Raw genomic sequence first — 26,135 nt, forward strand, 5'->3', positions numbered from 1 at the left:
TACTTTAGGAGCATCCATAATAAATTACGGATAAACGCCTGACTTTTTCTACCTCCCTGACTTCTGCATCCATGATTTAGGATTAGTATAGAAACTTATGTCATTGAGCTTCTACAAATGCTAGGGAATTTCCAACACAGCCAACTGCGAATCGAAATAGAAGCCTCAGCTAGTGCCATCCGTGATAGTCTGTTACGGACTGAGAAACTGGAAAAATGGCTGATAGGGCAAAGATTTGCGCCAGGAATACCAGATGAATTGACTACAGGAGTAGAGTTTACTACCTGGACTGGTGCGATCGCCATTCATCATAAAGTAGATGTCGCCAAACCCAACTGCTTACGTTTGTTACTCAGTGGGGGTATTGATGGATTTCACGAATGGTATTGGGGAGACGGTTGGGTGCAATCTCGAATTGAAGGTATATCACTACTACCCCTCAACTTAGGACAAACCATCAGCCTATTGAGTTTACGTCAGTTCCTCGCTGCATCTCCCAGCAAGGTTTAACTACTGCTCATCACCCACCGAACTCACCACCGGCTAAACGCCGCGCTACCGCTAACAGCACTCATTATTTCTACCTTGTCTACCTTGTCTCCCCTACATCCCATTCTAACTAGGCTTAACCACCCACACTGAACAAACAGCCTCTTCCACTACTTGACTACTCACAGAACCTAAAACAATCCTTGTCATACCTGTTAAACCACGACTGCCAATAATAATTAAATCTGCTTTGTAGATATTAGCCAGACGAATAATTTCTTCCGCCGGATTACCGGCTACTATTTCAATTTGACTTTTAACTGATAACTGTTCTTGAAAAGATTGTAATTGCTGTTCAATTTGAAAAGTGGAAAATCTTAAAGACTGGGGTTGAGGACGATCAGCCGGTAAGTCTATTTCTGACTCTGCTGTAGAAAACACATGACACAAAATCACCCTAGTCTCTGGTGATAACACCAAATCATCTAAAGTCTGAATGACTCGTGCTGCAATTTCTGAACCATCGAGAGCCACCAAAATAGTTTCTAGCACTGCTGTTATCTCCTCAGATGTACACCCGTAGCTTAGGAGTGGGGACTGGGGATTGGAGATTGGGGACTGGGGAATGGGGACTGGGGACAAGGTAGACAAGGTAGAATTTATTTCTTTCAAAGCTCACAACTCACCACTCAGCACTCCCCACTCAGCACTCAGCACTCCCCACTCAGCACTCAACACTCCAAAGCTACTTAGACTTTCAGTTTGTAACTACTGAGTAGGTTTTAGTCAAACTATAGGGAAAAATTAATCATTCTTCAGGTTCATCTTTTTGGAGACGACGGCGCACGGAATCAGTGTGAGAGGGTAAACCTTCGGCTGATGCTAGTGTATCTATTGCACCGGCAACTTTTTGTAGAGCTGTGGTGGAATATTGAATAATGTTGGAATGCTTCAGGAAAGTTTCTACTCCCAACGGGGAAGCATAACGAGCCGCGCCAGAAGTCGGTAATGTATGATTAGGCCCTGCTAAATAGTCTCCTACCGCTTCTGGTGTAGAGTAGCCTAAAAATATTGCGCCTGCATGACGAATTTGAGGGAGTAACGCCCAAGGGTCTTTAATTTCTAATTCTAAATGTTCCGGTGCAAATTCATTAGAGAGTTCGGCGGCTGCATCTAAAGATTCCACCAGGATTATTAAACCGTAATGAGCGATCGCTTTTTCTGTATCTATCCGTCGTGGATGATCTACTAGCTGTCTTTCCACCGCTACTTGTACATTTTTCGCCAAAGCCGGATCTGTAGTTAATAAAATCGCCGCCGCCATTGGATCATGTTCAGCCTGCGCTAGCATATCCGTCGCCACATGGATAGGGTTAGCAGTTTGATCAGCAATAATCAACACCTCACTAGGCCCTGCTAAACAATCAATCCCTACCTTACCGTAAACTAGCTTTTTCGCTAAGGTGACATAGATATTACCAGGCCCAGTAATTACATCTACTTTGGGTATGGTTTCTGTACCATACGCTAAAGCGGCGATCGCTTGCGCTCCTCCCACCCGATAAATTTCCTTGATACCAGCCTCCTGCGCCGCTACTAACACCGCCGGGTTAATCGTCTTTTCCGTTCCTGGTGGTGTCACCATCACTATCCGAGGAACACCTGCTACCTTTGCTGGAATCGCATTCATTAGCACCGAACTCGGATAAGCAGCTCGTCCCCCAGGAACATATAACCCTGCCTTATCTACAGGCGTGTACCTTTTACCTAAAACCACATCATCATCCCCAAAGTTTACCCAACTTTTAGGGACACGCTGACGATGAAAAGCTTCTATTTGCTTACAAGCCAACTTAATCGCGGACAACAGTTCTGGTGACACCTGTTGGTAAGCCGCATCCAATTCCGAACCTTTCACCAGCAGTTCTTCTGGCTGGAGAATTTGATGGTCAAATTCGGCAGTATAATGTAGCACAGCTTTATCGCCTTGGCGTTTCACTGCTTGCAACACTTCTCGCACCGTCGCCTCTTTATGAAGAACTTGTTCATCATCGGTGCGATCGCAGATCCGTTGCAATTCTGCTTTTACATCTGCCTGCTGAGTAATGATTCGCAGCATGGAGTAAGGACAATGCCAAAATTTTAGAATATTCCTGCCTGAGAACTAGGTTAGCTCCTACCCCATAAAGGCCAAGAGTTGATGCTGATTCTCTTCTCTAGCTTAACCTGGATTTTTTTGATACTCTCAAGGTCTATGAAATTGATTGGGGATTGGGGACTGGGGATTGGGGACTGGGGACTAGGGAAGAAATGCTAATGACTAATGACTAATGACTAATGACTAATGACTAATTTTTTTTCAGAACCCCTAACATTGGCAAAATAGATGCTATATTAGTAAGTCTAGTAGTGTGTGTACATAATTAATAGTCTTTTTGGGATCGACTGTGGCGAATACAAAGTCTGCTCTTAAGCGCGCCAAAATCGCAGAACGCAATCGGCTGCGTAATAAAACCTATAAATCAGCTGTAAAAACGCTGATGAAAAAATATCTGGAAGCGGTTCAAGTCTATACCGCAAACCCTACACCAGAACTTCAGGAACAAGTACAAACAAGGCTGTCGGAAGCTTATAGCAAAATCGACAAAGCCGTAAAACGTGGCGTTCTTCATCCCAACAATGGGGCAAGAAAAAAATCGAGATTGGCCAGCAAGCTCAAGCCACTGACAAAAACAGCGTAAGCAGTTATTAGTCATTAGTTACTAGTCCTTGACTAAATAACTAATGATTAGTAATTAACGACTAACAACCATGCAGCTGATTGACACTCACGTTCATCTCAACTTTGATAACTTCCAGCCAGATTTGACAGCAGTGCGATCGCGATGGCAAGCAGCAGGACTTGTACACCTTGTACATTCTTGCGTCGAACCAGCAGAATTTTCCAGTATTCAAGCCATAGCACACCAATTTCCTGAAGTCAGTTTTGCCGTGGGATTACATCCCCTAGATGCCGAAAAGTGGCACAGCCAAACGGCACAGGAAATACTATCTTTAGCCAAATCTGACTCCAAGGTAGTAGCAATTGGTGAAATGGGACTGGATTTTTATAAAGCCGATAACTATGAGCAACAGCAAATAGTGTTTGAGGCACAATTAGCGATCGCCTCGGAATTAGATTTACCTGTAATTATTCACTGTCGGGAAGCCGCAGTGGCAGTTAGGGAAACTTTACAAAAATGGCAAGAACGCACCAATAACCAGATTCGGGGTGTGATGCACTGCTGGGGAGGTACACCAGAAGAAACTCAATGGTTTCTGGATTTGGGGTTTTATATTAGTTTCAGTGGTACTGTCACCTTTAAAAATGCTAAAGCCATCCAAGCCTCGGCTGTAATGGTGAACAGCGATCGCCTGCTCATAGAAACCGACTGTCCCTTTCTCGCTCCCGTACCAAAACGAGGCGAAAAACGTAACGAGCCAGCCTATGTCCGTTATGTAGCAGAGCAAATAGCAACGCTACGTCAAGAGACATTAGCAACGATTTCGGCTCAAACCACTCAAAACGCCTGTAAGCTATTTGGTCTATCAATATAGATATAGCTAAAGTCGAAAGTTGAAAGTGATAATCAATCTCACTTTTACCTTTCGAGCCGCAGGAGTTAAACACAGTAAGGATTTTAGCTTGGTGATTTTAGATTTATCCTAGCCACAAGCGACGAGATTAAGTCCAAAACACTAGCCAAAATTCCCCATCTTAAATTGACATCTCAACTCTCAGCTTGTTAATATCAAGCTTTTGAGGTCTTTTGGATTAACTTTGCCTATTTATCTTGTAGGTTGCCATTAAAAATAAAATGCAAGGAGGAAAAATATGCTAAAATTAATGCCTCCAAAACATTTTGTGTGCGCCATAATGATAATGAAGGAACAGAGGAATCCTCTGCTTGATTTTGTAAAGTTATCAACTTGACCATCCTCACACCTCTACACACGGATGCTCTCAATGGCTGAAACAACTTAGCAACCAACATTGAGATAGATTGTCCCTTTATTAAACCTATAGAAAATTGTTAAAAAAAATTGTCTTGTGATTACAATCCCACAAAATCAAGCCATTTTGCTCCAGAGCTTACAAAATGTAGCTCAGTTCCTCAATTTCAGACTATCACCGTAAATACATATGGTGTAGTGCAGAGCAAACAATAGCTGCGTAAACTAGTAAACGCGCTTTGAGGAGGGGAAGTGAGGCAAAAAATCAAATTCAAGCAAATAGAATGCAGCTGTTCAGAGATACATCAAATAGCTGTATTTTTCTAGCTGTTGCTGGTGATTAAGGGCTATGACCCCCCTTGTCAAAATCGTCCCCAACCGCTTCAATTGCTGCGTTTACCCACACCTGAGTAAAGTTCAGGTGACATCAAAGGAGAAGTTCCCCAACAGCTAAGGACAGTAGCTAGTGACATCAACTCCCAGTGTGTAGCTACTTCCACTCAAGATTTAACCAGGTTGACAAAGGTAGAGGCATGATTAGCGAAAATTATATTGAACCCGCCTTTTTGTTGCCCGACTTAATTGAAATCCAGCGTTCAAGCTTTCGCTGGTTTTTAGAAGAAGGGCTGATTGAAGAACTTAACTCCTTTAGTCCTATTACAGACTATACGGGCAAACTAGAACTGCATTTTTTAGGACAGAACTACAAGCTCAAGGAGCCAAAGTATAGCGTCGAAGAAGCGAAACGGCGGGATAGCACCTATGCTGTGCAAATGTACGTCCCCACACGCCTGTTAAACAAAGAAACAGGTGATATTAAAGAGCAGGAAGTATTTATCGGGGATCTGCCTTTGATGACCGATCGCGGTACGTTTATCATTAACGGTGCCGAACGGGTAATTGTCAATCAAATTGTGCGATCGCCTGGAGTTTACTACAAATCAGAAATCGATAAAAACGGACGACGTACCTATTCAGCTTCACTCATTCCTAACCGGGGTGCGTGGCTAAAATTTGAAACCGACCGTAACGATTTGGTGTGGGTACGCATCGACAAAACCCGCAAACTCTCAGCCCAGGTACTTTTGAAGGCTCTAGGGTTATCAGATAACGAAATTTTTGATGCTCTACGTCACCCTGAGTATTTCCAAAAAACCATTGAAAAAGAAGGGCAATTTTCCGAAGAAGAAGCCTTAATGGAGTTATATCGCAAACTCCGTCCTGGTGAACCACCAACAGTCTTAGGTGGACAACAACTGCTAGACTCCCGTTTCTTCGACCCCAAACGCTATGACTTGGGTAGGGTAGGCAGATACAAACTCAACAAAAAATTGCGTCTGTCAGTTCCCGAACCAACACGCGTCCTCACCCCCCAAGACATCTTGGCAGCCGTCGACTACCTCATCAACCTAGAATATGACATTGGTAGCGTAGATGACATCGACCACTTGGGCAACCGTCGGGTACGCAGCGTGGGCGAATTGTTGCAAAACCAAGTCAGAGTAGGCTTAAACCGCCTCGAAAGAATCATTCGGGAAAGGATGACCGTATCTGATGCGGAAGTTTTGACACCAGCATCCCTAGTCAACCCCAAACCCCTAGTAGCAGCCATCAAAGAATTCTTCGGCTCCAGCCAATTGAGCCAATTCATGGATCAAACCAACCCCCTAGCGGAGCTGACCCACAAGCGTCGTCTCTCAGCTTTAGGCCCTGGCGGTTTGACCAGAGAACGGGCAGGGTTTGCGGTGCGAGACATTCACCCATCTCACTACGGACGGATTTGTCCCATCGAGACACCAGAAGGCCCCAACGCAGGTCTAATTGGTTCCTTGGCTACCCATGCACGGGTGAATCAGTACGGCTTCCTCGAAACTCCCTTTAGACCGGTGGAAAATGGTCTGGTGAGATTCGATTTGCCCCCAGTGTACATGACCGCCGATGAAGAAGACGATTTGCGGGTAGCTCCAGGAGACATTCCCGTCGATGAAAATGGACACATCATTGGGCCACAAGTACCAGTCCGTTACCGTCAAGAATTCTCCACCACCACCCCAGAACAAGTAGACTACGTGGCAGTATCTCCGGTACAAATCGTATCGGTAGCTACCAGTATGATTCCCTTCCTAGAACATGACGACGCTAACCGCGCCCTCATGGGTTCTAACATGCAACGTCAAGCCGTACCTCTACTCAAACCAGAGCGTCCCTTGGTAGGGACAGGCTTAGAAGCTCAAGGTGCGAGAGACTCCGGGATGGTGATTATTTCCCGAACAGATGGGGATGTCACCTACGTAGACGCGACAGAAATTCGTGTCCGTCCCAAACCCAACGCCCCAGAAATTAAATACCGCCTCTCCAAATACCAGCGTTCTAACCAAGATACCTGTCTCAACCAGAAACCCTTGGTGCGAATGGGTGAACGGGTAGTAGCAGGGCAAGTATTAGCTGACGGCTCATCTACGGAAGGCGGTGAATTGGCACTAGGACAAAATATCGTCGTCGCTTATATGCCCTGGGAAGGCTATAACTACGAAGACGCGATTTTGATTTCCGAGCGACTAGTCCAAGATGACATTTACACCTCAATTCACATTGAAAAATATGAAATTGAGGCGCGCCAAACCAAACTCGGCCCCGAAGAAATCACCAGAGAAATTCCCAACGTCGGGGAAGATGCCCTGCGTCAATTAGACGAGCAAGGGATCATTCGCATTGGGGCGTGGGTAGAAGCTGGCGACATCTTAGTTGGTAAAGTCACACCCAAAGGGGAATCCGACCAACCCCCAGAAGAAAAACTGTTACGGGCGATTTTCGGTGAAAAAGCACGGGATGTGAGAGATAATTCCCTGCGCGTCCCCAACGGTGAAAAAGGGCGGGTAGTCGATGTGCGCCTGTTTACCCGTGAACAGGGTGATGAATTACCCCCAGGGGCCAACATGGTGGTGCGGGTGTATGTCGCCCAGAAACGGAAGATTCAGGTAGGCGACAAAATGGCAGGTCGTCACGGGAATAAAGGGATTATTTCCCGCATATTACCGATAGAAGATATGCCCTATCTGCCTGATGGCTCACCAGTAGATATTGTGCTGAACCCCCTGGGTGTACCCAGCCGGATGAACGTAGGACAGGTATTTGAGTGTCTTTTAGGTTGGGCTGGCTATAACTTAGGCGTGCGATTTAAGATTACCCCCTTCGATGAAATGTACGGGGAAGAATCATCCCGCCGCATCGTGCATGGCAAATTGCAAGAATCACGGGACGAAACAGGTAGAAATTGGGTATACAACCCCGATGACCCAGGCAAAATCATGGTGTTCGATGGTCGGACAGGAGAACCATTCGACCGACCTGTAACCGTGGGTGTCGCTTATATGCTCAAACTCGTACACCTAGTAGACGATAAGATTCACGCTCGTTCTACAGGCCCCTACTCCTTAGTTACGCAGCAACCCTTGGGTGGTAAAGCTCAACAAGGTGGTCAGCGATTCGGGGAAATGGAAGTGTGGGCTTTGGAAGCCTTCGGTGCAGCTTACACCTTGCAAGAATTGCTGACAGTCAAATCTGACGATATGCAGGGGCGTAACGAAGCCTTAAATGCGATCGTTAAAGGTAAGGCAATTCCCAGACCTGGTACACCAGAATCCTTTAAGGTGTTGATGCGAGAGCTGCAATCCTTGGGCTTAGATATTGCCGTACATAAGGTAGAAACCCAAGCCGATGGCAGTTCCTTGGATGTAGAAGTCGATTTAATGGCAGACCAAGCAGCCAGAAGAACACCACCCAGACCAACCTATGAATCGCTCTCCCGTGAATCACTGGAAGACGACGAATAAATCTGAGGAAATGGGGCATAGGCATTAATTAGCAATGCCCCATGACCCATTAACAAAATTAAATACACTCATAATTCAAAACTCAGCACTTAAGTATGAGACCAGCCCAAACTAATCAGTTTGACTACGTAAAAATCGGCTTGGCATCACCAGAACGGATTCGCCAATGGGGTGAAAGAACCTTACCCAATGGTCAAGTAGTTGGTGAAGTCACCAAACCAGAAACAATTAACTATCGGACTCTCAAGCCAGAGATGGACGGCTTATTTTGTGAGCGCATCTTTGGGCCGGCAAAAGATTGGGAATGTCACTGTGGTAAATACAAGAGAGTCCGCCACAGAGGTATTGTTTGTGAACGTTGCGGTGTAGAAGTCACCGAATCACGAGTACGCCGTCATCGGATGGGGTACATCAAACTGGCAGCCCCTGTAGCCCACGTTTGGTATCTCAAAGGGATTCCTAGTTATATTTCCATCCTGCTCGATATGCCCTTGCGGGATGTGGAGCAAATTGTCTATTTCAACTCCTATGTGGTTCTCAGCCCTGGTAACGCGGAGACCTTAAGCTATAAACAACTACTGAGCGAAGACCAGTGGTTAGAAATCGAAGACCAAATTTATAGCGAAGACTCTCAGTTACAAGGCGTTGAGGTAGGTATTGGTGCAGAGGCACTGTTGCGCCTGTTAGCTGACATTAATCTAGAGCAAGAAGCCGAAAATCTCCGTGAAGAAATCGGCTCTGCGAAAGGGCAAAAACGGGCAAAACTGATTAAACGCCTGCGGGTAATTGACAACTTCATCGCTACTGGTTCCAAACCAGAGTGGATGGTGATGACAGTGATTCCCGTCATCCCTCCAGATTTGCGCCCAATGGTGCAACTGGATGGTGGACGCTTTGCAACCAGCGACTTAAATGATTTATATCGTCGGGTAATTAACCGAAATAATCGTTTAGCAAGACTGCAAGAAATTCTGGCACCAGAAATTATCGTCCGCAACGAAAAGCGGATGCTACAAGAAGCAGTAGACGCTTTAATTGACAACGGTCGTCGGGGACGTACCGTAGTTGGTGCCAATAACCGACCCCTGAAATCTTTGTCTGACATTATTGAGGGTAAACAAGGACGTTTCCGGCAAAACTTGCTGGGTAAACGTGTTGACTACTCTGGACGTTCGGTAATTGTGGTGGGGCCAAAGCTGAAGATTCACCAGTGCGGTTTGCCCAGAGAAATGGCAATTGAGTTATTCCAACCCTTTGTCATTAATCGTTTGATTCGTAGCGGCATGGTGAACAACATCAAAGCTGCGAAAAAACTCATCTCCCGTTCTGACCCCAGTGTTTGGGATGTTTTAGAAGAGGTGATCGAAGGCCACCCCGTCATGCTCAACCGTGCGCCGACCCTACACCGCTTGGGTATTCAGGCGTTTGAGCCAATTTTGGTAGAAGGTCGAGCCATTCAACTACACCCGCTAGTTTGTCCCGCCTTTAACGCTGACTTTGACGGCGACCAAATGGCGGTACACGTACCCCTATCCCTGGAAAGCCAAGCAGAAGCACGGTTATTGATGTTGGCTTCTAACAACATCTTGTCACCAGCAACGGGTAGACCAATTATCACTCCTAGCCAAGACATGGTGTTAGGAGCATATTACCTGACGGCGGAAAACCCCGATGCTACCAAAGGCGCAGGTAGATTCTTCGGTTCTCTGGATGATGTGATCATGGCCTTCCAGCAAGAACAAATTGACCTGCACGCCTACATATACGTGCGGTTTGATGGTGAAATGGAAACCGAACAACCAGACACCGAACCCCAGGAAGTGGTAAATAACGAAGACGGTAGCCGGACTGTCATGTACAAGTTCCGCCGTGTCCGAGAAGATGCCCAGGGCAACTTAATTTCTCAGTATATACGCACAACCCCTGGTCGCGTTATTTACAATAAGGCGATTCAAGAAGCACTTGCTAGTTAGGAAAGTCAAAAGTCAATAGTCAAAAGTTAAGAGTCAAAATTATTTGGCCGATGACTAATGACTATTGACTAAGGACTAATGACTATTGACTAAGGACTAATGACTAATGACTAACGAAAAAATGATTTTTCGCAATCGCGTCGTTGACAAAGGTCAACTGAGAAATTTGATCTCTTGGGCATTTACCCATTATGGGACGGCGCGTACTGCGGTGATGGCGGATAAGTTGAAGGATTTAGGCTTTCGCTATGCGACAAGAGCTGGGGTTTCTATCAGTGTGGATGATTTGATGGTTCCTCCCAGTAAGCGGAGTCTATTGGAAGCAGCCGAGGAAGAAATTCGCGCTACCGAAGCCCGTTACCAAAGAGGGGAGATTACCGAAGTAGAACGTTTCCAGAAGGTAATTGACACCTGGAACGGTACTAGTGAAGCCCTCAAAGATGAAGTGGTAGTCCACTTTAAAAAGACTAATCCCCTCAACTCTGTATATATGATGGCGTTCTCTGGGGCGCGGGGTAACATCTCCCAGGTGCGTCAGTTGGTAGGGATGCGGGGACTGATGGCAGATCCGCAAGGGGAAATTATTGACTTACCTATCAAAACTAACTTCCGTGAAGGTTTGACCGTAACGGAGTATATTATCTCCTCGTATGGTGCGCGTAAGGGCTTGGTAGACACAGCTTTACGCACCGCCGACTCTGGTTATTTGACCCGTCGTCTAGTGGACGTATCCCAGGATGTGATCATTCGGGAAATTGACTGTGGTACTACCAGAGGGATTCCTTTACGGGCGATGACCGAAGGGAATAAGACTTTAATCAAGTTGTCTACACGCTTGCTGGGTCGGGTAGTGGGAGAAGATGTCATCCACCCAACTACTAAAGAAGTAATTGCACCCCGTAACACCCCAATTTCTGATGAATTAGCTAAGGAAATTGAAAAGGCTGGGGTAACGGAAGTTTTGGTGCGATCGCCTCTTACCTGTGAAGCCGCCCGTTCTGTGTGTCAACACTGCTACGGTTGGAGTTTGGCACACGCCAAAATGGTAGACTTAGGTGAAGCCGTCGGGATTATCGCTGCTCAAAGTATTGGTGAACCTGGAACCCAGCTCACCATGCGGACATTCCACACTGGTGGTGTGTTCACTGGGGAAGTAGCGCAACAAGTGCGTTCCAAGATTGATGGGACTGTCAAACTACCCCGGAAACTACGGACAAGACCCTATCGGACTCGTCACGGGGAAGATGCTTTATACATAGAAAGCAATGGTGTTTTTATTCTAGAACCACCAAAAGAAGGTGAAGAAACACCAGCACCGCAGGAAGTTCAAGTTACCCAAGGTTCAACATTATACGTATTTGACGGGCAGCAGGTAAAACAAGGGCAATTACTGGCGGAAGTTGCCCTGGGTGGACGGACTACCAGGACAAACACAGAAAAAGCTGTGAAAGATGTGGCTTCTGACTTAGCTGGAGAAGTGAAGTTTGCCGAAGTCGTCCCCGAACAAAAAACCGACCGTCAAGGAAACACCACCACCACAGCCGCCAGAGGTGGTCTAATTTGGATCTTGTCTGGGGAAGTTTATAACTTACCCCCTGGTGCAGAATTAGTAGTCAAAAATGGCGACTCCGTAGAAACTAACGGTGTGTTGGCAGAAACTAAACTCACCACATTACATGGTGGTGTAGTCCGTTTACCAGAAGCTACCCCAGGAAAGAGTACCAGGGAAATTGAAATTATTACTGCCTCGGTAGTTTTAGACCAAGCGACAGTCACCGTCCAAAGTTCCCAAGGGCGCAACAACTACCTCATCACCACAGGTAATAACCAAGTGTTTAACCTGCGTGCTACACCAGGCACAAAAGTGCAGAATGGTCAAGTGGTAGCTGAGTTGATTGACGACCGCTATCGCACCACCACCGGTGGGATGCTGAAGTTCGCTGGCGTAGAAGTCCAGAAGAAAGGCAAAGCCAAGCTGGGTTACGAAGTGGTACAGGGCGGTACACTGTTGTGGATTCCCGAAGAAACCCACGAAGTTAACAAAGACATCTCCCTATTGTTGGTAGAAGATGGTCAGTATGTAGAAGCTGGCACTGAAGTAGTTAAAGACATCTTCTGTCAAAACAACGGGGTTGTGGAAGTTACCCAGAAAAACGACATCCTGCGGGAAGTGGTGATCAAGCCTGGGGAACTGCTGATGGCTGATGACCCGGAAGCTGTTATGGGGCGTGACGATACATTCCTGCCTGCGGGTGAGGAATTATTGGGACGAGTATTCCCTGAACTGCGTTATATCCAGTATGTGGAGTCACCAGAAGGCCCCGCACTGTTGAGCCGTCCGGTTGTGGAGTTTGCTATCCCTAATCAACCAGATGTTCCTTCTACTACCTCCGTTAGCCAACAAACAGGTCGTTCCATTCAATTAAGGGCAGTACAACGCTTACCTTACAAAGATTCCGAACGAGTCAAATCTGTGGAAGGCGTGGAACTGTTACGCACTCAGTTGGTGTTGGAAATTGACCAAGAAGGGGAACAAGAACATAACGCTTCTCCTCTGGCTGCGGATATTGAATTACTTCCTGACGCAGAAAATTCTGATGTTCAACGCTTACAGTTGGTAATTTTGGAGTCCTTGGTGATTCGGCGTGACATTGCGGCTGATGCGACTCAAGGTAGTACCCAAACCAGCTTGGAAGTCAAAGAAGGCGATATGATTGCGCCTGGTGCAGTGGTAGCACGTACCCAAATCTTGTCTAAGGAAGGCGGGATTGTGAGGGGTGTGCAGAAAGGCACGGAAGCAGTACGCCGTTGTTTGGTGCTGCGTCACAGTGACATGGTGACGATTAATAGCAGTGTCCAGCCCAAGGTGAAAACAGGTAGTTTAATTGTGGCTGGTGCAGAAATTGCGCCTGGCGTGTCGGCTGAGGAATCTGGTCAAGTTGTCTCCGTCAAGAGTGCAGGGAATCAGCAAACAGCAGGGGAATCTAGCGCACTCAGCACACAAAACTACGCCATCACTATCCGCGTTGGTCGTCCCTACCGAGTCAGTCCTGGTGCAGTATTGCAAGTAGAAGATGGTGATTTGGTACAACGGGGCGATAACTTAGTGCTGTTGGTCTTTGAACGGGCGAAAACTGGAGACATCATTCAAGGTTTACCCCGGATTGAAGAACTGTTAGAAGCCCGGAAACCCAAAGAGGCTTGTATTCTCGCCAAACGGGGTGGAGAAGTGAAAGTGGTCTATGGTGATGGAGATGAAGCGATCGCCATCAAGGTGATAGAATCCAACGGCGTAGTTACTGACTACCCACTCGGCCCCGGTCAAAACCTGGCTGTACTAGATGGTTCTCATGTTTTAGCCGGAGACAACCTGAGTGATGGCCCTTCCAACCCCCACGAAATTCTCGAAGTTTTCTTCAGTCTGGGGTCAGAGGACGGAGTATATGCTTGTGCTAGCCATGCCTTACAAAAGGTGCAGACCTTCTTGGTGAACGAAGTCCAGATGGTATACCAATCCCAAGGGATTGATATTGCTGACAAACACATCGAAGTCATCGTGCGCCAGATGACCAACAAAGTCAGGATTGATGATGGTGGCGATACTACCATGCTTCCTGGAGAGTTGGTGGAACTGCGTCAAGTCGAACAGGTGAATGAAGCAATGGCGATTACTGGTGGTGCGAGAGCGCAATACACCCCAGTATTATTAGGGATAACTAAAGCATCCTTGAATACCGATAGCTTTATTTCTGCGGCTTCCTTCCAAGAAACCACAAGGGTACTGACTGAAGCGGCAATTGAAGGTAAATCTGATTGGTTGCGTGGCTTGAAAGAAAACGTAATTATCGGTCGCTTGATTCCGGCGGGAACTGGTTACAACACCTACGACGAACCAGGAATGATCGATGATTACGCAACTTTAGACACCAGCAGCGTTTTAGATGAAACCGATGATCCACTAGACATGGTTCTTGATGACCGCACAGCACGCGCCTACAACTTAGACGCGCCTGGCTTGGATACCGGATTTGCCGGTCGTCGGGCGATTCTGGATGATGATGAATTAATCGCAGATGAAATTCACGACCTCATAGAAGACGACCAAGGCGACGACTATGAAGAAGTTGATGATGATGACGATGATGATGATGATTACTAAACTCAATCAGTAAACAGATAAATATTCAAGGCAAAAGATTAAATTCTTTTGCCTTTTTTGTTGATTCATCACCATCCTGCAATGCAATATAGCAATCCTAAATCATTTATGAGATATAAGATCCCCAACTTCTTCGAGATTTTAGACCAGGCTATCAATCTGGGCTTGTTGTAACTAATTCGACTTGTAGCTACATATTTACCGCATTATTCTCATTTGTGGGGCTGTATAGATCACAACTATTGACTTTTATTCCTAAAACCTCTAGATTCATAAATCGGGATAGTTGATATTAATTTGCATTATTTTTGCAAATAGTTTTAATGGAGAATTAAAGATGAGTGTGAGCAAAAAAGGCTTGTTGAGTGCTGGTGCAGCATTCATAACGTTGACTGGTATAGCCGCCAGCACTTTTGGAGTTATGCAAACCAGCAATGCTAACTCTATAAATAATCAACAAGCACCACGCTTACTGGCTCAAAGTCAAAAGCGATTAAATATTGTTTTTCCTAGTCGCTCAGATTCCACAGATTTGCAAAATAAAGCTAATGCTGTGGCTGCATTTTTATCTAAAGAACTACGTATTCCCGTAACAGCACAGATAGGCGATGATACGGCGGCGGTAGAGGCTTTAAGAGCAAACCGTGCTGATGTAGCTTTCTTGAGCAGTCGTCCGGCACTGAAAGCGGAACAATTAGCTAATTCTCGTTTGTATTTAGCAGAAGTCCGCGAAAACTATTCTGGACGTTATACTTATAACTCAGTATTCGTTGTTCCTAGCAATAGCAATCTGCAAACCAAAAATACACCTAAAGCAACCTTGGAACAATTGCGGGGTAAGAGAATGGCGTTTACTTCTCCCACCTCTGGTTCAGGATTTATCTTCCCCGTGAGTGAGTTGGTAAAACAGGGATTTGTTCCCAACCGCGATCGCATGGATGGTTTCTTTAGCCAAATTACTTACGGTGGTAACTACAGCAAAGCTCTACAAGCCGTTTTGCGTGGTCAAGCGGATGTAGCTGTAGTATCGGAATATGCTTTGTTTCCCCCTTACATCACTGCCGAAGAAAAAAGCAAATTGCGTGTACTACACAAAATTTCCGGTGTACCTGCTCACGGTATCGCCATTGATGATGATGTACCCGCACCCCAAAGAGAACAAATTATCAATGCTTTACTAAAGTTAAACCAGTCCCAAAATAATCAGTTACTGCGTGGCTTGTACAACTCTACAGAACTAGTCAGAGTTGATCACACTCGCCACTTAAGACCAGTGCGTGAAGCACTACAGCGTGTTGGGATTGAACCATAGAAAGAGTGATGAGTGGTGAGTGCTGAGTATTGAGTATTAAGTGGTGAGGGTAAAAGACTTTTAGTTAAGTAAACATCACTTTTATCAGTTACTGAAAATTCAGCACCCACCATTGTAAAACTAATTAATAAAATTGACTGAGGCTGAGGATGAGTGATTTTGTAATAAATTGTTACAATTTGGAGACGGCTTATGCTGCGTCTCTGAATCGTCCTATCCTCAATGGTGTCAATTTCCAAATCAAGCAAGGTGAGTTTGTTGTTTTACTAGGACTAAACGGTGCAGGTAAATCGACATTACTGCGATCGCTAGTGGGATTAGTTCCTTTCCAAAAAGGTGGAATCCGTATTAATGGCATAGAAATGACATCTCGGACAATATCTCAAGTCCGTCGTGATGTGGGGATGTTATTTCAAGGTGGTGGGTTAATTCCCCAGTTATCAGCGATAGAAAACGTCTTGTGTGGCAGACTGGGAGTTAGAACCACTTGGCAGACTTTGTTGGGTTTTCCTCAACGCGATCGCAAACTTGCTTTAGAATTACTTGAACAGCTGGGACTCAGAGACTTAGCTGATCAAAAAACCAGCAAATTAAGCGGGGGACAACAACAAAGAGTCGCGATCGCCCGTGCTTTGATTCAGTCACCACAAATTCTTCTCGCTGATGAACCCATTACCGGCTTAGATGTCATCGCTTGTCAGCAGGTGATGGAGACTTTATCACAACTGCATACCGAACAGGGGATGACAATTGTTACAGTTTTACATGATTTGGGTATAGCCGCACAATACGCCCAGCGTGCGATCGTCTTAGATGCTGGGCGTGTAGTTTATGATGGAATGTGCGATAATTTACAAGAAAAATTTGCTCAAGTTTCTCCGTGAGTAAGGGCAATCCCAAGCAATTGCTCGTCTGCCGATCACTTTCTCCTGAGTTTTGAGTTATTTGAGAGCGTTAACAGTTCAGTATAAACCATGAGTCGATTGTTAAATTCAAAACTCTTTCGTCGTTATCCTTGGGTGAATCCCTTACTCATTTTACTAATTCTGGTGATAGTTTATGGCTGGGCATTGCGAGGACTAAAGGTTGATTTTGAACTGTTGCGTTCTAGCTGGCCTTACATCACCGATTTCATCTCGCGACTGTTCCCCCCCGATCCAGCAGTTATTGACATAGCCATTAAAGCACTGATTGAGACTGTACAGATGTCTCTATGGGGAACAACCATTGGCGCAATCATTTCTTTACCCATTGCTGTAGCTAGTGCCAATAATGTTGCGCCGCGTTGGTTGCAATGGTTAGCTAACTTACTGCAAAATGCTGTTCGTTCCGTCCCTTCAATTATTTTAGGATTAATTTTTGTCGCTGCTACAGGTTTAGGCGCACCCGCAGGGACATTAGCTTTAGGAATTTATACTATTGGCTATCTCGCTAAGTTCTACCAACAGGCAATTGAAGCTGTTGATTATCGCTCCTTAGAATCGTTGCAAGTTATGGGAGCATCCAGATTTCAAGTTGCTCAATACGGTATTTTGCCTCAAGTTTTACCCTTGGGTTTGGGCTATACCCTATGGATGTTTGAGTATAATATCCGCGCTGCTTCAGTTTTAGGTGTAGTCGGTGCAGGTGGGATTGGCTTTCAGTTGAAAAGTTATATTGATGGGTTTGAATACAACAAAGCCACAACGATGATGTTGGTGCTGTTGGTAGTAGTGACGGTAATTGATAGTTTTAGCAGTCAACTCCGTCGCCGTCTAGATTCGATGTAATTCGATATTAATATTGGGTTTCGCTTTGCTCAACCCAACCTTGTATATTGAGATTTTTGACGCTAACTGAGCCATATTGGCTGATAGCGTCTTTTTTTTTGCGCTTTGGAGTCTACTCTGATCCTTCAGAGACGCTAACAAAAAAATACTTCCAAAGGAAAGAACAAGAAAGCAACTATAGCTGATGCACCTTAAAAACTCATAAGTTCGATAAGTCTTTTTTACCTCTCTCCCAGCCCCTCTCCGACGCGGAGAGGGGAGTAAAGAGCCAAAATATCAACGAAAAATGTGATTTTTAAAGCCTGTCTCCTGCAAGGAGACAGGCTTTGATTCTTGCTCCCTTTCCCTGGTAGGGAAGGGGTTGGGGGTTAGGTTTTTCGTTAACTTTTCCACATAACGTGAAAATCTACGCATAAAAATGAGGAATTTGCAAATTATATTTATGTAGATATATGAAGAGTATATCTACAACTGTTGCAAATTCCTCGCAAGTTTTTCAGCCGATTATTTAGAGAACACACTAAATTGCCTTTCAAAAATTTATCATTAAATCGTAGCTACTTTGACAAATGTTTCATTAAAATGTGGTTGAGATGCTGTTACTTGCTCGTCTTCTCGACTAGGACGGGCAAAATGCTTATCTATAAGTAATGGCACTTGATCGGCACGAATACTGCTGTAGCGTGTTTTGTCGGGCATGACTAAATTTGGCCCGGCTTTGCAGTTTTTCATACATCCAGTAGCTTTAATTGTTACTTGGTCTTCTAAACCGCGATCGCTTAAAGCTGATTCTAATGCTTGACAAAGCCGATTTCCGCCACGTTTCATGCAATCGGACTTTTGACACATCAAAATTGTGGCTTTTGTTTTCGGTGGTTGCGGTGGTTGCGGTGCGGAGATAGTACCAGTCGCAGCCATCACCCGTTCTGCTTTGAATTTGACTTGACCACTTTTGCGATCGCATTTTTTCTCACCCACTACCTGTAACCAAGTTCCAGGCTGCAACCGCCAGTCAAAAGTATACCTTAAATTTTTAGCCAGTTTAACGTAACATTCCCCGTCATAAGTCCCTAGCAATAAACCTTTGAGCTTATAACCATCCTCAATCACAAAATCAACGAATCTACCCTCAAGACAAAATTCTGTTACTTCTTTGCTGTGATATACACCCATATACTTTTACCCCTTACTAACTAACTTTGAGTTTGATTCATCCTGTAGCAGTTATGAACTGAAAAACCTTCTACCAGCCGCGTTTCAGCACCGAAATTAAATCTTGACGAGTAGCAGTAAACTGCTGCATTACACTCCAAAACTGCACAGCAGCTAAAGGAGAGTTAATTTCCACCTTCAATGGTTGATTAGCTTCGCACCAACAGGGAATTTCTAACTCCTGCAAGCGTTGATAAACTTGCCAACGGTCTAACCAATTAACTTCTACAGTGTGAATCTGTGTGATTTGTGAAAGGAATGATTGCAAGCGAATATCCCCCAAAGTGCAACTAAATTGCAACAAATACCGTATGACTACTCCCCATACCTCAAAAAATTCTGAAGTACAGTTCTCCTATTTAGGATAACCTAAGTGCAAACAATTCTCAGTTAGTTTGATAAAAAAAATCAAAATTTTGTAAAAATTCTCTACGAAACTTACAAATGACACTCAAATAGCATGATTGTGCGGCTGAATTTTTCCAGATTTCATCAAAAGTCTATGAAGAGTGAAAATGGTTGTCTTTTACCAGCCAATCTGCTCTCTGAGAGAGACTTTAGGGTAAAAATCGGGTATTTCAGCTAGTTAAAGCCCAAAAGTCTCCATTTTTCAGGGTAAACGGTGATTCTATACCTCTGCTGCTCCAGGGCGGGGATATTGTCTCTGGGGAAGTCTCAAAATCTGCTGTTTATCTTCACAGAGAATAGATAACTCATGAGAGATAAAAACTCTTTGGTATTGATATATGAATTGAAATGTCAATACATCTAAGTAAATAACTTGATAACTAAATAAACTTAACCAAATGTTAATTAAATATTAATTAATGTATGCACATTCATGCACTTTTAGGAAATTTGCTTTGAAACTTTGCTCACAAAAAATTTCAAAATCTATGCTAAAGATAGGGGCGAATTTCATTTTTATGGTGTTAATATGTAGGGACTTAACAGTTACAAACATTAACTGTTGAAAAGCGAGGAGAGCAATGGCTGATACACAAACTTTGTTACAAAATTTTGGTCAAGTTTACGACAATCCAGTATTACTAGATCGCAGCGTTACTGCACCAGTCACCGAAGGATTAAACGTGCTTCTGGCTAGCTTTCAAGCATTGTACTTGCAGTATCAAAAGCACCATTTTGTAGTTGAAGGTGCAGAATTTCACTCACTGCATGAGTTTTTTAATGAAAGCTATCAAGAAGTTCAAGACCACATCCATGAAATTGGTGAGCGTTTAAATGGGTTAGGTGGTGTACCTGCGGCGACTTTCAGTAAGTTGGCAGAATTAACCTGTTTTGAGCAAGAATCTGATGGTGTCTATTCTTCCCGCAAGATGGTAGAAAACGACCTAGCAGCAGAACAAGCAGTCATCAACGTTATCCGTCGTCAAGCTGCTCAAGCAGAGAGTCTAGGCGATCGCGGTACGCGCTATATGTATGAAAAAATTCTTCTAAAAACTGAGGAAAGAGCTTATCATTTGGCTCACTTCTTAGCTAAAGACAGTTTAACCTTGGGTTTTGTTCAACCTGCCCAAAATTAATTCCCTGGTAATTGAGATTTAGTTATTTCATCAGACTGGATTGATAGAAATATGACAAAAGGTAGAAGGTGTAGAAGCTTTCTACCTTTTGTTATTTCTACCTGTATCAATCACTCTCAAGCAATTGCTAAATATTAGCAATTACTTAATTGATAATATTTGTACTTGTGATGACATCAGGAAAAATTTGCTAACTTGAAAAAAATATTTAGAAATTCCATAACACCAGCCAAAAATCATAGTTAGAATGCAGATAAGTGTCACTAGTAATTTAAATTATTGAGAATTATTTGAAATTAATCTATGCACAAATTAAAAAATATTCTTGTAAAGACATTTAACTTCAAAAAGTTATGAAAAATAAATATTAGTTATGGGGGATTGGGGACTGGGGATTGGGGACTAGGGACTGGGTAAGAAATTCCCCCCTGCTCCCTGCCCCCCGCCCCCTGTCCAATTAATGCCCCATATCCAATTTGAGAAAACTTGATAATAAACAACACTAGAGGTGTGAAACAACTTTAAAATAGTCAGGATTTGTATTCTCGTACTCCAACCCAACGACTATGCCCCGCCGTCAAGACCTCCAGAAAATACTATTATTAGGATCTGGCCCGATTGTGATTGGTCAAGCCTGTGAGTTTGACTATTCTGGAACTCAAGCCTGTAAAGCTTTGCGAGAGGAGGGTTATGAAGTTGTACTGGTTAATTCCAACCCAGCAACTATCATGACCGACCCGGAAACAGCCGATCGCACTTACATTGAACCGCTAACGCCAGAACTAGTAGCCAAAGTCATCGCTAAAGAGCGTCCAGACGCGCTGTTACCAACAATGGGTGGACAGACAGCCCTGAATCTGGCGGTCGCTCTAGCGAAAAATGGCGTTTTAGAGCAATATAACGTGGAATTAATTGGTGCGAAGTTAGACGCGATTGAAAAAGCCGAAGACCGTAAACTCTTCAATGATGCAATGGCGAAAATTGGGGTGAAAGTTTGTCCTAGTGGTACAGCCTCATCCTTAGAAGAAGCCAAAGCGATCGCCCAACGCATCGGCACCTATCCTTTAATTATCCGTCCAGCTTTTACTATGGGTGGTACGGGTGGCGGTATCGCCTACAACCAAGAAGAATTTGAGGAAATGGCACAAGTCGGGATTGATGCCAGTCCCGTTTCCCAAATTCTCATCGATCAATCCCTCCTGGGCTGGAAGGAATATGAACTAGAAGTCATGCGCGACTTAGCAGATAACGTAGTAATTATCTGTTCTATTGAAAACCTCGACCCAATGGGGATTCACACAGGCGATTCGATCACCGTCGCCCCCGCCCAAACCCTCACCGATAAAGAATACCAACGGCTGCGGGATATGGCGATTAAAATCATCCGCGAGATTGGGGTAGAAACTGGTGGTTCTAATATTCAATTTGCCGTTAACCCAGTGGATGGGGATGTCGTTGTCATTGAAATGAATCCCCGTGTGTCTCGCAGTTCGGCCTTGGCTTCTAAGGCTACGGGTTTTCCAATTGCCAAGATGGCGGCGAAATTGGCTGTGGGTTACAGCTTGGATGAAATTAAAAACGACATCACCAAAAAAACCCCAGCTTCCTTTGAACCGACAATTGACTACGTTGTCACCAAAGTTCCCCGCTTCGCCTTTGAGAAATTCCCTGGTTCTGAACCCGTACTTACTACCCAAATGAAATCCGTCGGGGAGGCGATGGCCATTGGGCGGACTTTTAACGAATCCTTCCAAAAAGCTTTGCGTTCTCTCGAAACTGGACGCGCCGGCTGGGGTTGTGACAAAGCCGAAAAACTACCCAGTGGCGAACAAATCCGCGCCTTGTTACGCACACCCAACCCCGATCGCATTTTTGCCTTGCGTCATGCTTTGCAATTGGGGATTACCAGTGAGGAAATCTACGAACTCACAGGAATTGACCCTTGGTTCTTAGATAAAATGCAGCAAATTTTAGAGGTGGAAAAATTCCTCAAGCGGACACCCCTCAAGCAGTTGACTAAAGAGCAAATGTATGGGGTCAAGCGTGAAGGATTTAGCGATCGCCAAATTGCTTTCGCCACCAAAACCACCGAAGACGAAGTGCGCGCCTATCGCCAAGAATTAGGAGTCATCCCCGTTTACAAAACCGTTGATACCTGTGCGGCGGAATTTGAAGCCTTTACACCTTATTACTATTCCACCTACGAAGAAGAAACCGAAGTCTTGCCAGCCAGCAAACCCAAAGTCATGATTTTGGGAGGCGGCCCCAACCGCATCGGTCAAGGAATTGAATTTGATTATTGTTGCTGTCATGCTTCCTATGCCTTGAAGGGTGCAGGCTATGAAACCATCATGGTCAACTCCAACCCTGAGACAGTTTCTACCGATTACGATACCAGCGATCGCCTGTACTTTGAACCGTTAACTAAAGAAGATGTCCTCAACATCATCGAAGCAGAGAACCCAGTCGGAATCATCGTCCAATTCGGCGGACAAACGCCGTTAAAGTTAGCATTACCACTGCAACAAGCACTCAGCACTCACAACTCAATACTTAGCACTCAGATTTGGGGAACATCCCCCGATTCTATCGACACCGCCGAAGACCGCGAACGGTTTGAGCAGATTTTAAAACAATTAAATATTGCTCAACCACCCAATGGAATTGCCCGCAGTTATGAAGACGCGTTAATTGTGGCGAAACGCATCGGCTATCCTGTGGTGGTACGTCCTAGTTACGTATTGGGGGGACGGGCGATGGAAATCGTCTACTCCGATGCAGAATTGGAACGTTACATGACCTTTGCGGTACAGGTAGAGCCAGACCATCCCATCTTAATTGATAAATTCCTCGAAAACGCCATTGAAGTTGACGTAGATGCGATCGCTGACCACACCGGACGGGTAGTGATTGGTGGCATCATGGAACACATCGAGCAAGCGGGAATCCACTCAGGAGACTCGGCTTGTTCTCTGCCGTCAATTTCCCTGCCGCCAGCCGTACTGAATCAAATCCGCACTTGGACTATTCAACTAGCACAAGCACTTTCTGTAGTGGGTTTGATGAATATTCAGTTTGCTGTTCTTGGTGCTAGCAGTTATTCTCCCCAAGTGTATATTTTAGAAGCTAACCCCCGCGCTTCTCGGACAGTACCTTTTGTTTCCAAAGCTACAGGTGTCCCCTTGGCGAAATTAGCATCTTTAGTTATGTCAGGGAAAACCTTAGAAGAACTGAACTTTACCCAAGAAGTCATTCCCCAGCACATCGCCGTCAAAGAAGCCGTCTTGCCCTTTAATAAATTCCCTGGAACTGATACAATATTAGGCCCAGAGATGCGCTCAACTGGTGAGGTAATGGGCATCGATAGCGATTTTGGTCGCGCCTTTGCCAAAGCAGAATTAGGTGCTGGAGAGCGTTTGCCCCTCACAGGAACGGTATTTGTCTCCATGAGCGATCGCGATAAAGCCGCCGCCGTTCCCGTAGTCAAAGAATTCATCGACTTAGGCTTCAAAGTTATGGCCACCTTCGGCACGCGCCAAGTTTTAAAAGAGCATGGCTTAAACGTCGAGTTAGTCTTAAAACTACATGAAGGTCGTCCCCACGTAGTTGATGCCATCAAAAACCAGAAAATCCAGCTGATTATCAACACGCCATCTGGGGAAGAAGCCCAAACTGATGCGAGATTAATCCGCCGCACAGGTTTAGCCTACAAAATCCCCATCATCACCACCATCGCCGGTGCAAAGGCCACTGTTGCAGCTATCCGTTCCATGCAAAATACCACCTTGGATGTAAAAGTCATTCAGGAATACTGCTCGTAGTTATAGGAGGCAGGGAGGGGGCCTGTTTTTTTACGTTGTGTACCAAAAACCTTGGTTTTGGGGTGTAAGGGTGTAAGGGTGTAAGGGTATAGGGGTGAGTGAAACAATGATTCTCTCGTTAGTCTGAGAGTCATCACTCACTGCTGGGTAAAAACCTACACTTGTGAGGGGCAGGGGGCAAGCAGGAAGTGTGGGAGGGGTGGGAGGGGTGGGAGGATAGGGAAGAAATCTTTCCCCCTCTCTCCCCACACTCCCCACACTTCCCCATCTTCCCAGTCCCCAATCCCCAATCCCCAGTCCCCAAACCCCATCGAATCTACACAAAGCAGTATTTACAAGGAAAATTAAGTAATTATTATAGAAAAATAATTATTGTTTTTATTGAGATATTTTAACAAATATGAGGAAGTGATCACTCTCTGCGGAAACTTCACCAGCTAGTTCCAGTCAAAGTTAGCTAGAGTGTTCGGTTGTGAGGTTAAAGTAGCTGGCGGGTATTCCCGTAATCGGGAAGTATCACAACTATTTGCTTGATTCAGGATGAAATGAGTTTTTTTACAGTGTACTATTTTAGTAGTACACTGGGAATGATTGATTTACCTATATCTTGATGCGTGCAGAAATTTATGATTACCAGTACCCAAAAACCTCTCATAAATGTTACAATTTTTAACAAATATTAGATACAAACATTTTTGTATTCCTATTGTTTATCTAACCCTAGATACTTGTACAGACCAGGAAATAACTGTAACTTCTAGCAGTTAAAGACCCACTGAAGATCCTTATAGCAACTGAGATTCATCGGTTGCACAAATTGTAAACAATAACAGACATCCCAGTTTAGCTGGGTAGTACCGGCAAAGAGCATCTATCAGTTAATGACCCTACCAACAAGTCCAACATTACCAAAGAGTAGCGCCATGAAGACCGCTCAGACAGCCACAGACCTCGTGCGGACTTACCTGCGTGAGATTGGCCGTGTACCACTCTTAACCCACGAGGAGGAAATTTGTTATGGCAAACAGGTACAACGTTCATCCATGTTGCAGGAAGTGCGGGAGGAACTAGCAAATAAGTTAGGTCATGAGCCAAGCTTAGAAGAGTGGGCGCAAGCAGCACAATTAGATATAGCAGAATTAAACGAAGCGATCGCCGAAGGTGAAATTGCTAAACGCAGGATGGTAGAAGCTAACTTGCGATTAGTGGTATCCGTTGCTAAGAAGTACATTAAACGCAACGTCGATTTATTGGACTTAATCCAAGAAGGTAGTATTGGAATGCAACGGGGTGTAGAGAAATTTGACCCCACCAAAGGATACAGATTTTCTACCTACGCCTACTGGTGGATTCGCCAAGCCATCACCAGAGCGATCGCAGAAAAAGCGCGGACTATCCGCCTACCTATTCATATTACTGAGAAACTTAACAAAATTAAAAAAGCACAGCGTCAGCTTTCACAAAGATTAGGACGCGCGCCTACAGCCTCAGAACTAGCGAGTGAATTGGATCTCACACCTAAGCAGGTAAGAGAATATTTAGAAAAAGCTCGCCTACCCTTATCTTTAGACTTACGGTTAGGAGATAACTACGACACCGAATTAGGAGAAATGCTAGAAGATCCTGGCGCGTCTCCTGAAGAGTTTGTTATGCAGTCTTCTCTATCTAAAGATTTAGAGCGACTGATGGAACAACTCACCCCCCAACAAAGGGAAGTGATCAAACTCCGCTTTGGCTTAATGGATGGACAAGCTTTAACCCTAGCCAGAATCGGCGAAATTCTCAACATTAGTCGTGAACGAGTCCGACAAATCGAGAGAGAAGCTTTAACTAAGCTGCGTAAATCTAAAACCAGTATGGATGAGTATTTGGCGAGTTAGTCAATAGTCAATAGTCAATAGTCAATAGTCAATAGTCGTTAGATTGTTGATTGGAACTATTTGGACTAAAAATTACACCTCCAAGACACCCGTTATAGTTAACGTCAATTTATGTAAAGACGTTAAGTTAACAATGGAAGTCATGGGGGT

Annotated in this window: 16 protein-coding genes; 12 read left to right on the plus strand and 4 right to left on the minus strand. The window is 44.8% G+C overall.

Going from position 1 to position 26,135, the window contains the following annotated elements; translation table 11 throughout:
- Positions 1-117 precede the first annotated feature (117 nt).
- Positions 118-510 carry a hypothetical protein gene (locus CLI64_RS26770; RefSeq protein ID WP_103140053.1) on the plus strand — a complete coding sequence of 131 codons (393 nt, stop codon included), beginning with the start codon at positions 118-120 and terminating at the stop codon, positions 508-510.
- Positions 511-615: 105 nt separating this feature from the next.
- On the opposite strand, the gene CLI64_RS26775 is transcribed toward CLI64_RS26770, so the two are convergent.
- Together CLI64_RS26775 and hisD are read right to left on the minus strand one after the other, a co-directional pair.
- Positions 616-1,041 (minus strand): universal stress protein, encoded by a 426-nt coding sequence (locus tag CLI64_RS26775; RefSeq protein ID WP_103140054.1) that lies wholly within the window; start codon positions 1,039-1,041, stop codon positions 616-618.
- A 256-nt stretch (positions 1,042-1,297) separates the two neighbouring features.
- The gene (hisD, locus tag CLI64_RS26780; protein ID WP_103140055.1) at positions 1,298-2,608 is read right to left on the minus strand and encodes a histidinol dehydrogenase; all 1,311 of its coding nucleotides are present in this window, start codon (positions 2,606-2,608) and stop codon (positions 1,298-1,300) included.
- 328 nt (positions 2,609-2,936) lie between these two features.
- On the opposite strand from hisD, the gene rpsT reads away from it, so the two are divergent.
- The 8 genes from rpsT to phnE all read left to right on the plus strand — a co-directional run bounded on the left by rpsT (position 2,937) and on the right by phnE (position 17,528).
- On the plus strand, positions 2,937-3,230 hold the full coding sequence (gene rpsT / locus CLI64_RS26785; protein ID WP_103140056.1) for a 30S ribosomal protein S20: 294 nt from the start codon (positions 2,937-2,939) through the stop codon (positions 3,228-3,230).
- Positions 3,231-3,300: 70 nt separating this feature from the next.
- Positions 3,301-4,086, plus strand: coding sequence for a TatD family hydrolase (locus CLI64_RS26790; RefSeq protein ID WP_103140057.1), 786 nt, complete (start codon positions 3,301-3,303; stop codon positions 4,084-4,086).
- A 929-nt stretch (positions 4,087-5,015) separates the two neighbouring features.
- On the plus strand, positions 5,016-8,315 hold the full coding sequence (rpoB, locus tag CLI64_RS26795) for a DNA-directed RNA polymerase subunit beta (protein WP_103140058.1): 3,300 nt from the start codon (positions 5,016-5,018) through the stop codon (positions 8,313-8,315).
- Between the two features lie 95 nt (positions 8,316-8,410).
- A complete protein-coding gene (locus CLI64_RS26800; protein WP_103140059.1) occupies positions 8,411-10,288 on the plus strand; it encodes a DNA-directed RNA polymerase subunit gamma in 1,878 nt (625 codons plus the stop codon).
- A gap of 106 nt (positions 10,289-10,394) precedes the next feature.
- The gene (locus CLI64_RS26805) at positions 10,395-14,447 is read left to right on the plus strand and encodes a DNA-directed RNA polymerase subunit beta'' (protein WP_103140060.1); all 4,053 of its coding nucleotides are present in this window, start codon (positions 10,395-10,397) and stop codon (positions 14,445-14,447) included.
- A 337-nt stretch (positions 14,448-14,784) separates the two neighbouring features.
- On the plus strand, positions 14,785-15,759 hold the full coding sequence (locus CLI64_RS26810) for a phosphate/phosphite/phosphonate ABC transporter substrate-binding protein (RefSeq protein ID WP_103140061.1): 975 nt from the start codon (positions 14,785-14,787) through the stop codon (positions 15,757-15,759).
- Positions 15,760-15,908: 149 nt separating this feature from the next.
- Entirely contained in the window at positions 15,909-16,643 is a 735-nt protein-coding gene (locus CLI64_RS26815; protein WP_103140062.1) for a phosphonate ABC transporter ATP-binding protein, read from the plus strand.
- Positions 16,644-16,733: 90 nt separating this feature from the next.
- Positions 16,734-17,528 (plus strand): phosphonate ABC transporter, permease protein PhnE, encoded by a 795-nt coding sequence (phnE, locus tag CLI64_RS26820; protein ID WP_103140063.1) that lies wholly within the window; start codon positions 16,734-16,736, stop codon positions 17,526-17,528.
- Between the two features lie 546 nt (positions 17,529-18,074).
- Here phnE and CLI64_RS26825 read toward each other — a convergent pair.
- Entirely contained in the window at positions 18,075-18,701 is a 627-nt protein-coding gene (locus CLI64_RS26825) for a (2Fe-2S) ferredoxin domain-containing protein (RefSeq protein WP_103140064.1), read from the minus strand.
- A 70-nt stretch (positions 18,702-18,771) separates the two neighbouring features.
- Positions 18,772-19,008 carry an Asr1405/Asl0597 family protein gene (locus tag CLI64_RS26830; RefSeq protein ID WP_103140897.1) on the minus strand — a complete coding sequence of 79 codons (237 nt, stop codon included), beginning with the start codon at positions 19,006-19,008 and terminating at the stop codon, positions 18,772-18,774.
- Between the two features lie 721 nt (positions 19,009-19,729).
- Here CLI64_RS26830 and CLI64_RS26835 point away from each other — a divergent pair.
- The 3 genes from CLI64_RS26835 to CLI64_RS26845 all read left to right on the plus strand — a co-directional run bounded on the left by CLI64_RS26835 (position 19,730) and on the right by CLI64_RS26845 (position 25,985).
- On the plus strand, positions 19,730-20,284 hold the full coding sequence (locus tag CLI64_RS26835) for a Dps family protein (RefSeq protein WP_103140065.1): 555 nt from the start codon (positions 19,730-19,732) through the stop codon (positions 20,282-20,284).
- 566 nt (positions 20,285-20,850) lie between these two features.
- A complete protein-coding gene (gene carB, locus CLI64_RS26840; protein WP_103140066.1) occupies positions 20,851-24,105 on the plus strand; it encodes a carbamoyl-phosphate synthase large subunit in 3,255 nt (1,084 codons plus the stop codon).
- 923 nt (positions 24,106-25,028) lie between these two features.
- Positions 25,029-25,985 carry an RNA polymerase sigma factor, RpoD/SigA family gene (locus CLI64_RS26845; RefSeq protein WP_103140898.1) on the plus strand — a complete coding sequence of 319 codons (957 nt, stop codon included), beginning with the start codon at positions 25,029-25,031 and terminating at the stop codon, positions 25,983-25,985.
- Positions 25,986-26,135 lie beyond the last annotated feature (150 nt).

Source organism: Nostoc sp. CENA543, from assembly GCF_002896875.1.
Classification (GTDB): Bacteria; Cyanobacteriota; Cyanobacteriia; order Cyanobacteriales; family Nostocaceae; genus Trichormus.

Bases quoted from the DNA above. Each gene is read 5' to 3' on its own strand.
- CLI64_RS26770 (WP_103140053.1), top strand. From the start codon at position 118: ATGCTAGGGAATTTCCAACACAGCCAACTGCGAATCGAAATAGAAGCC.
- hisD (WP_103140055.1), bottom strand. From the start codon at position 2,608: ATGCTGCGAATCATTACTCAGCAGGCAGATGTAAAAGCAGAATTGCAA.
- CLI64_RS26790 (WP_103140057.1), top strand. From the start codon at position 3,301: ATGCAGCTGATTGACACTCACGTTCATCTCAACTTTGATAACTTCCAG.
- rpoB (WP_103140058.1), top strand. From the start codon at position 5,016: ATGATTAGCGAAAATTATATTGAACCCGCCTTTTTGTTGCCCGACTTA.
- CLI64_RS26800 (WP_103140059.1), top strand. From the start codon at position 8,411: ATGAGACCAGCCCAAACTAATCAGTTTGACTACGTAAAAATCGGCTTG.
- CLI64_RS26805 (WP_103140060.1), top strand. From the start codon at position 10,395: ATGACTAACGAAAAAATGATTTTTCGCAATCGCGTCGTTGACAAAGGT.
- CLI64_RS26810 (WP_103140061.1), top strand. From the start codon at position 14,785: ATGAGTGTGAGCAAAAAAGGCTTGTTGAGTGCTGGTGCAGCATTCATA.
- CLI64_RS26815 (WP_103140062.1), top strand. From the start codon at position 15,909: ATGAGTGATTTTGTAATAAATTGTTACAATTTGGAGACGGCTTATGCT.
- phnE (WP_103140063.1), top strand. From the start codon at position 16,734: ATGAGTCGATTGTTAAATTCAAAACTCTTTCGTCGTTATCCTTGGGTG.
- CLI64_RS26825 (WP_103140064.1), bottom strand. From the start codon at position 18,701: ATGGGTGTATATCACAGCAAAGAAGTAACAGAATTTTGTCTTGAGGGT.
- CLI64_RS26835 (WP_103140065.1), top strand. From the start codon at position 19,730: ATGGCTGATACACAAACTTTGTTACAAAATTTTGGTCAAGTTTACGAC.
- carB (WP_103140066.1), top strand. From the start codon at position 20,851: ATGCCCCGCCGTCAAGACCTCCAGAAAATACTATTATTAGGATCTGGC.
- CLI64_RS26845 (WP_103140898.1), top strand. From the start codon at position 25,029: ATGAAGACCGCTCAGACAGCCACAGACCTCGTGCGGACTTACCTGCGT.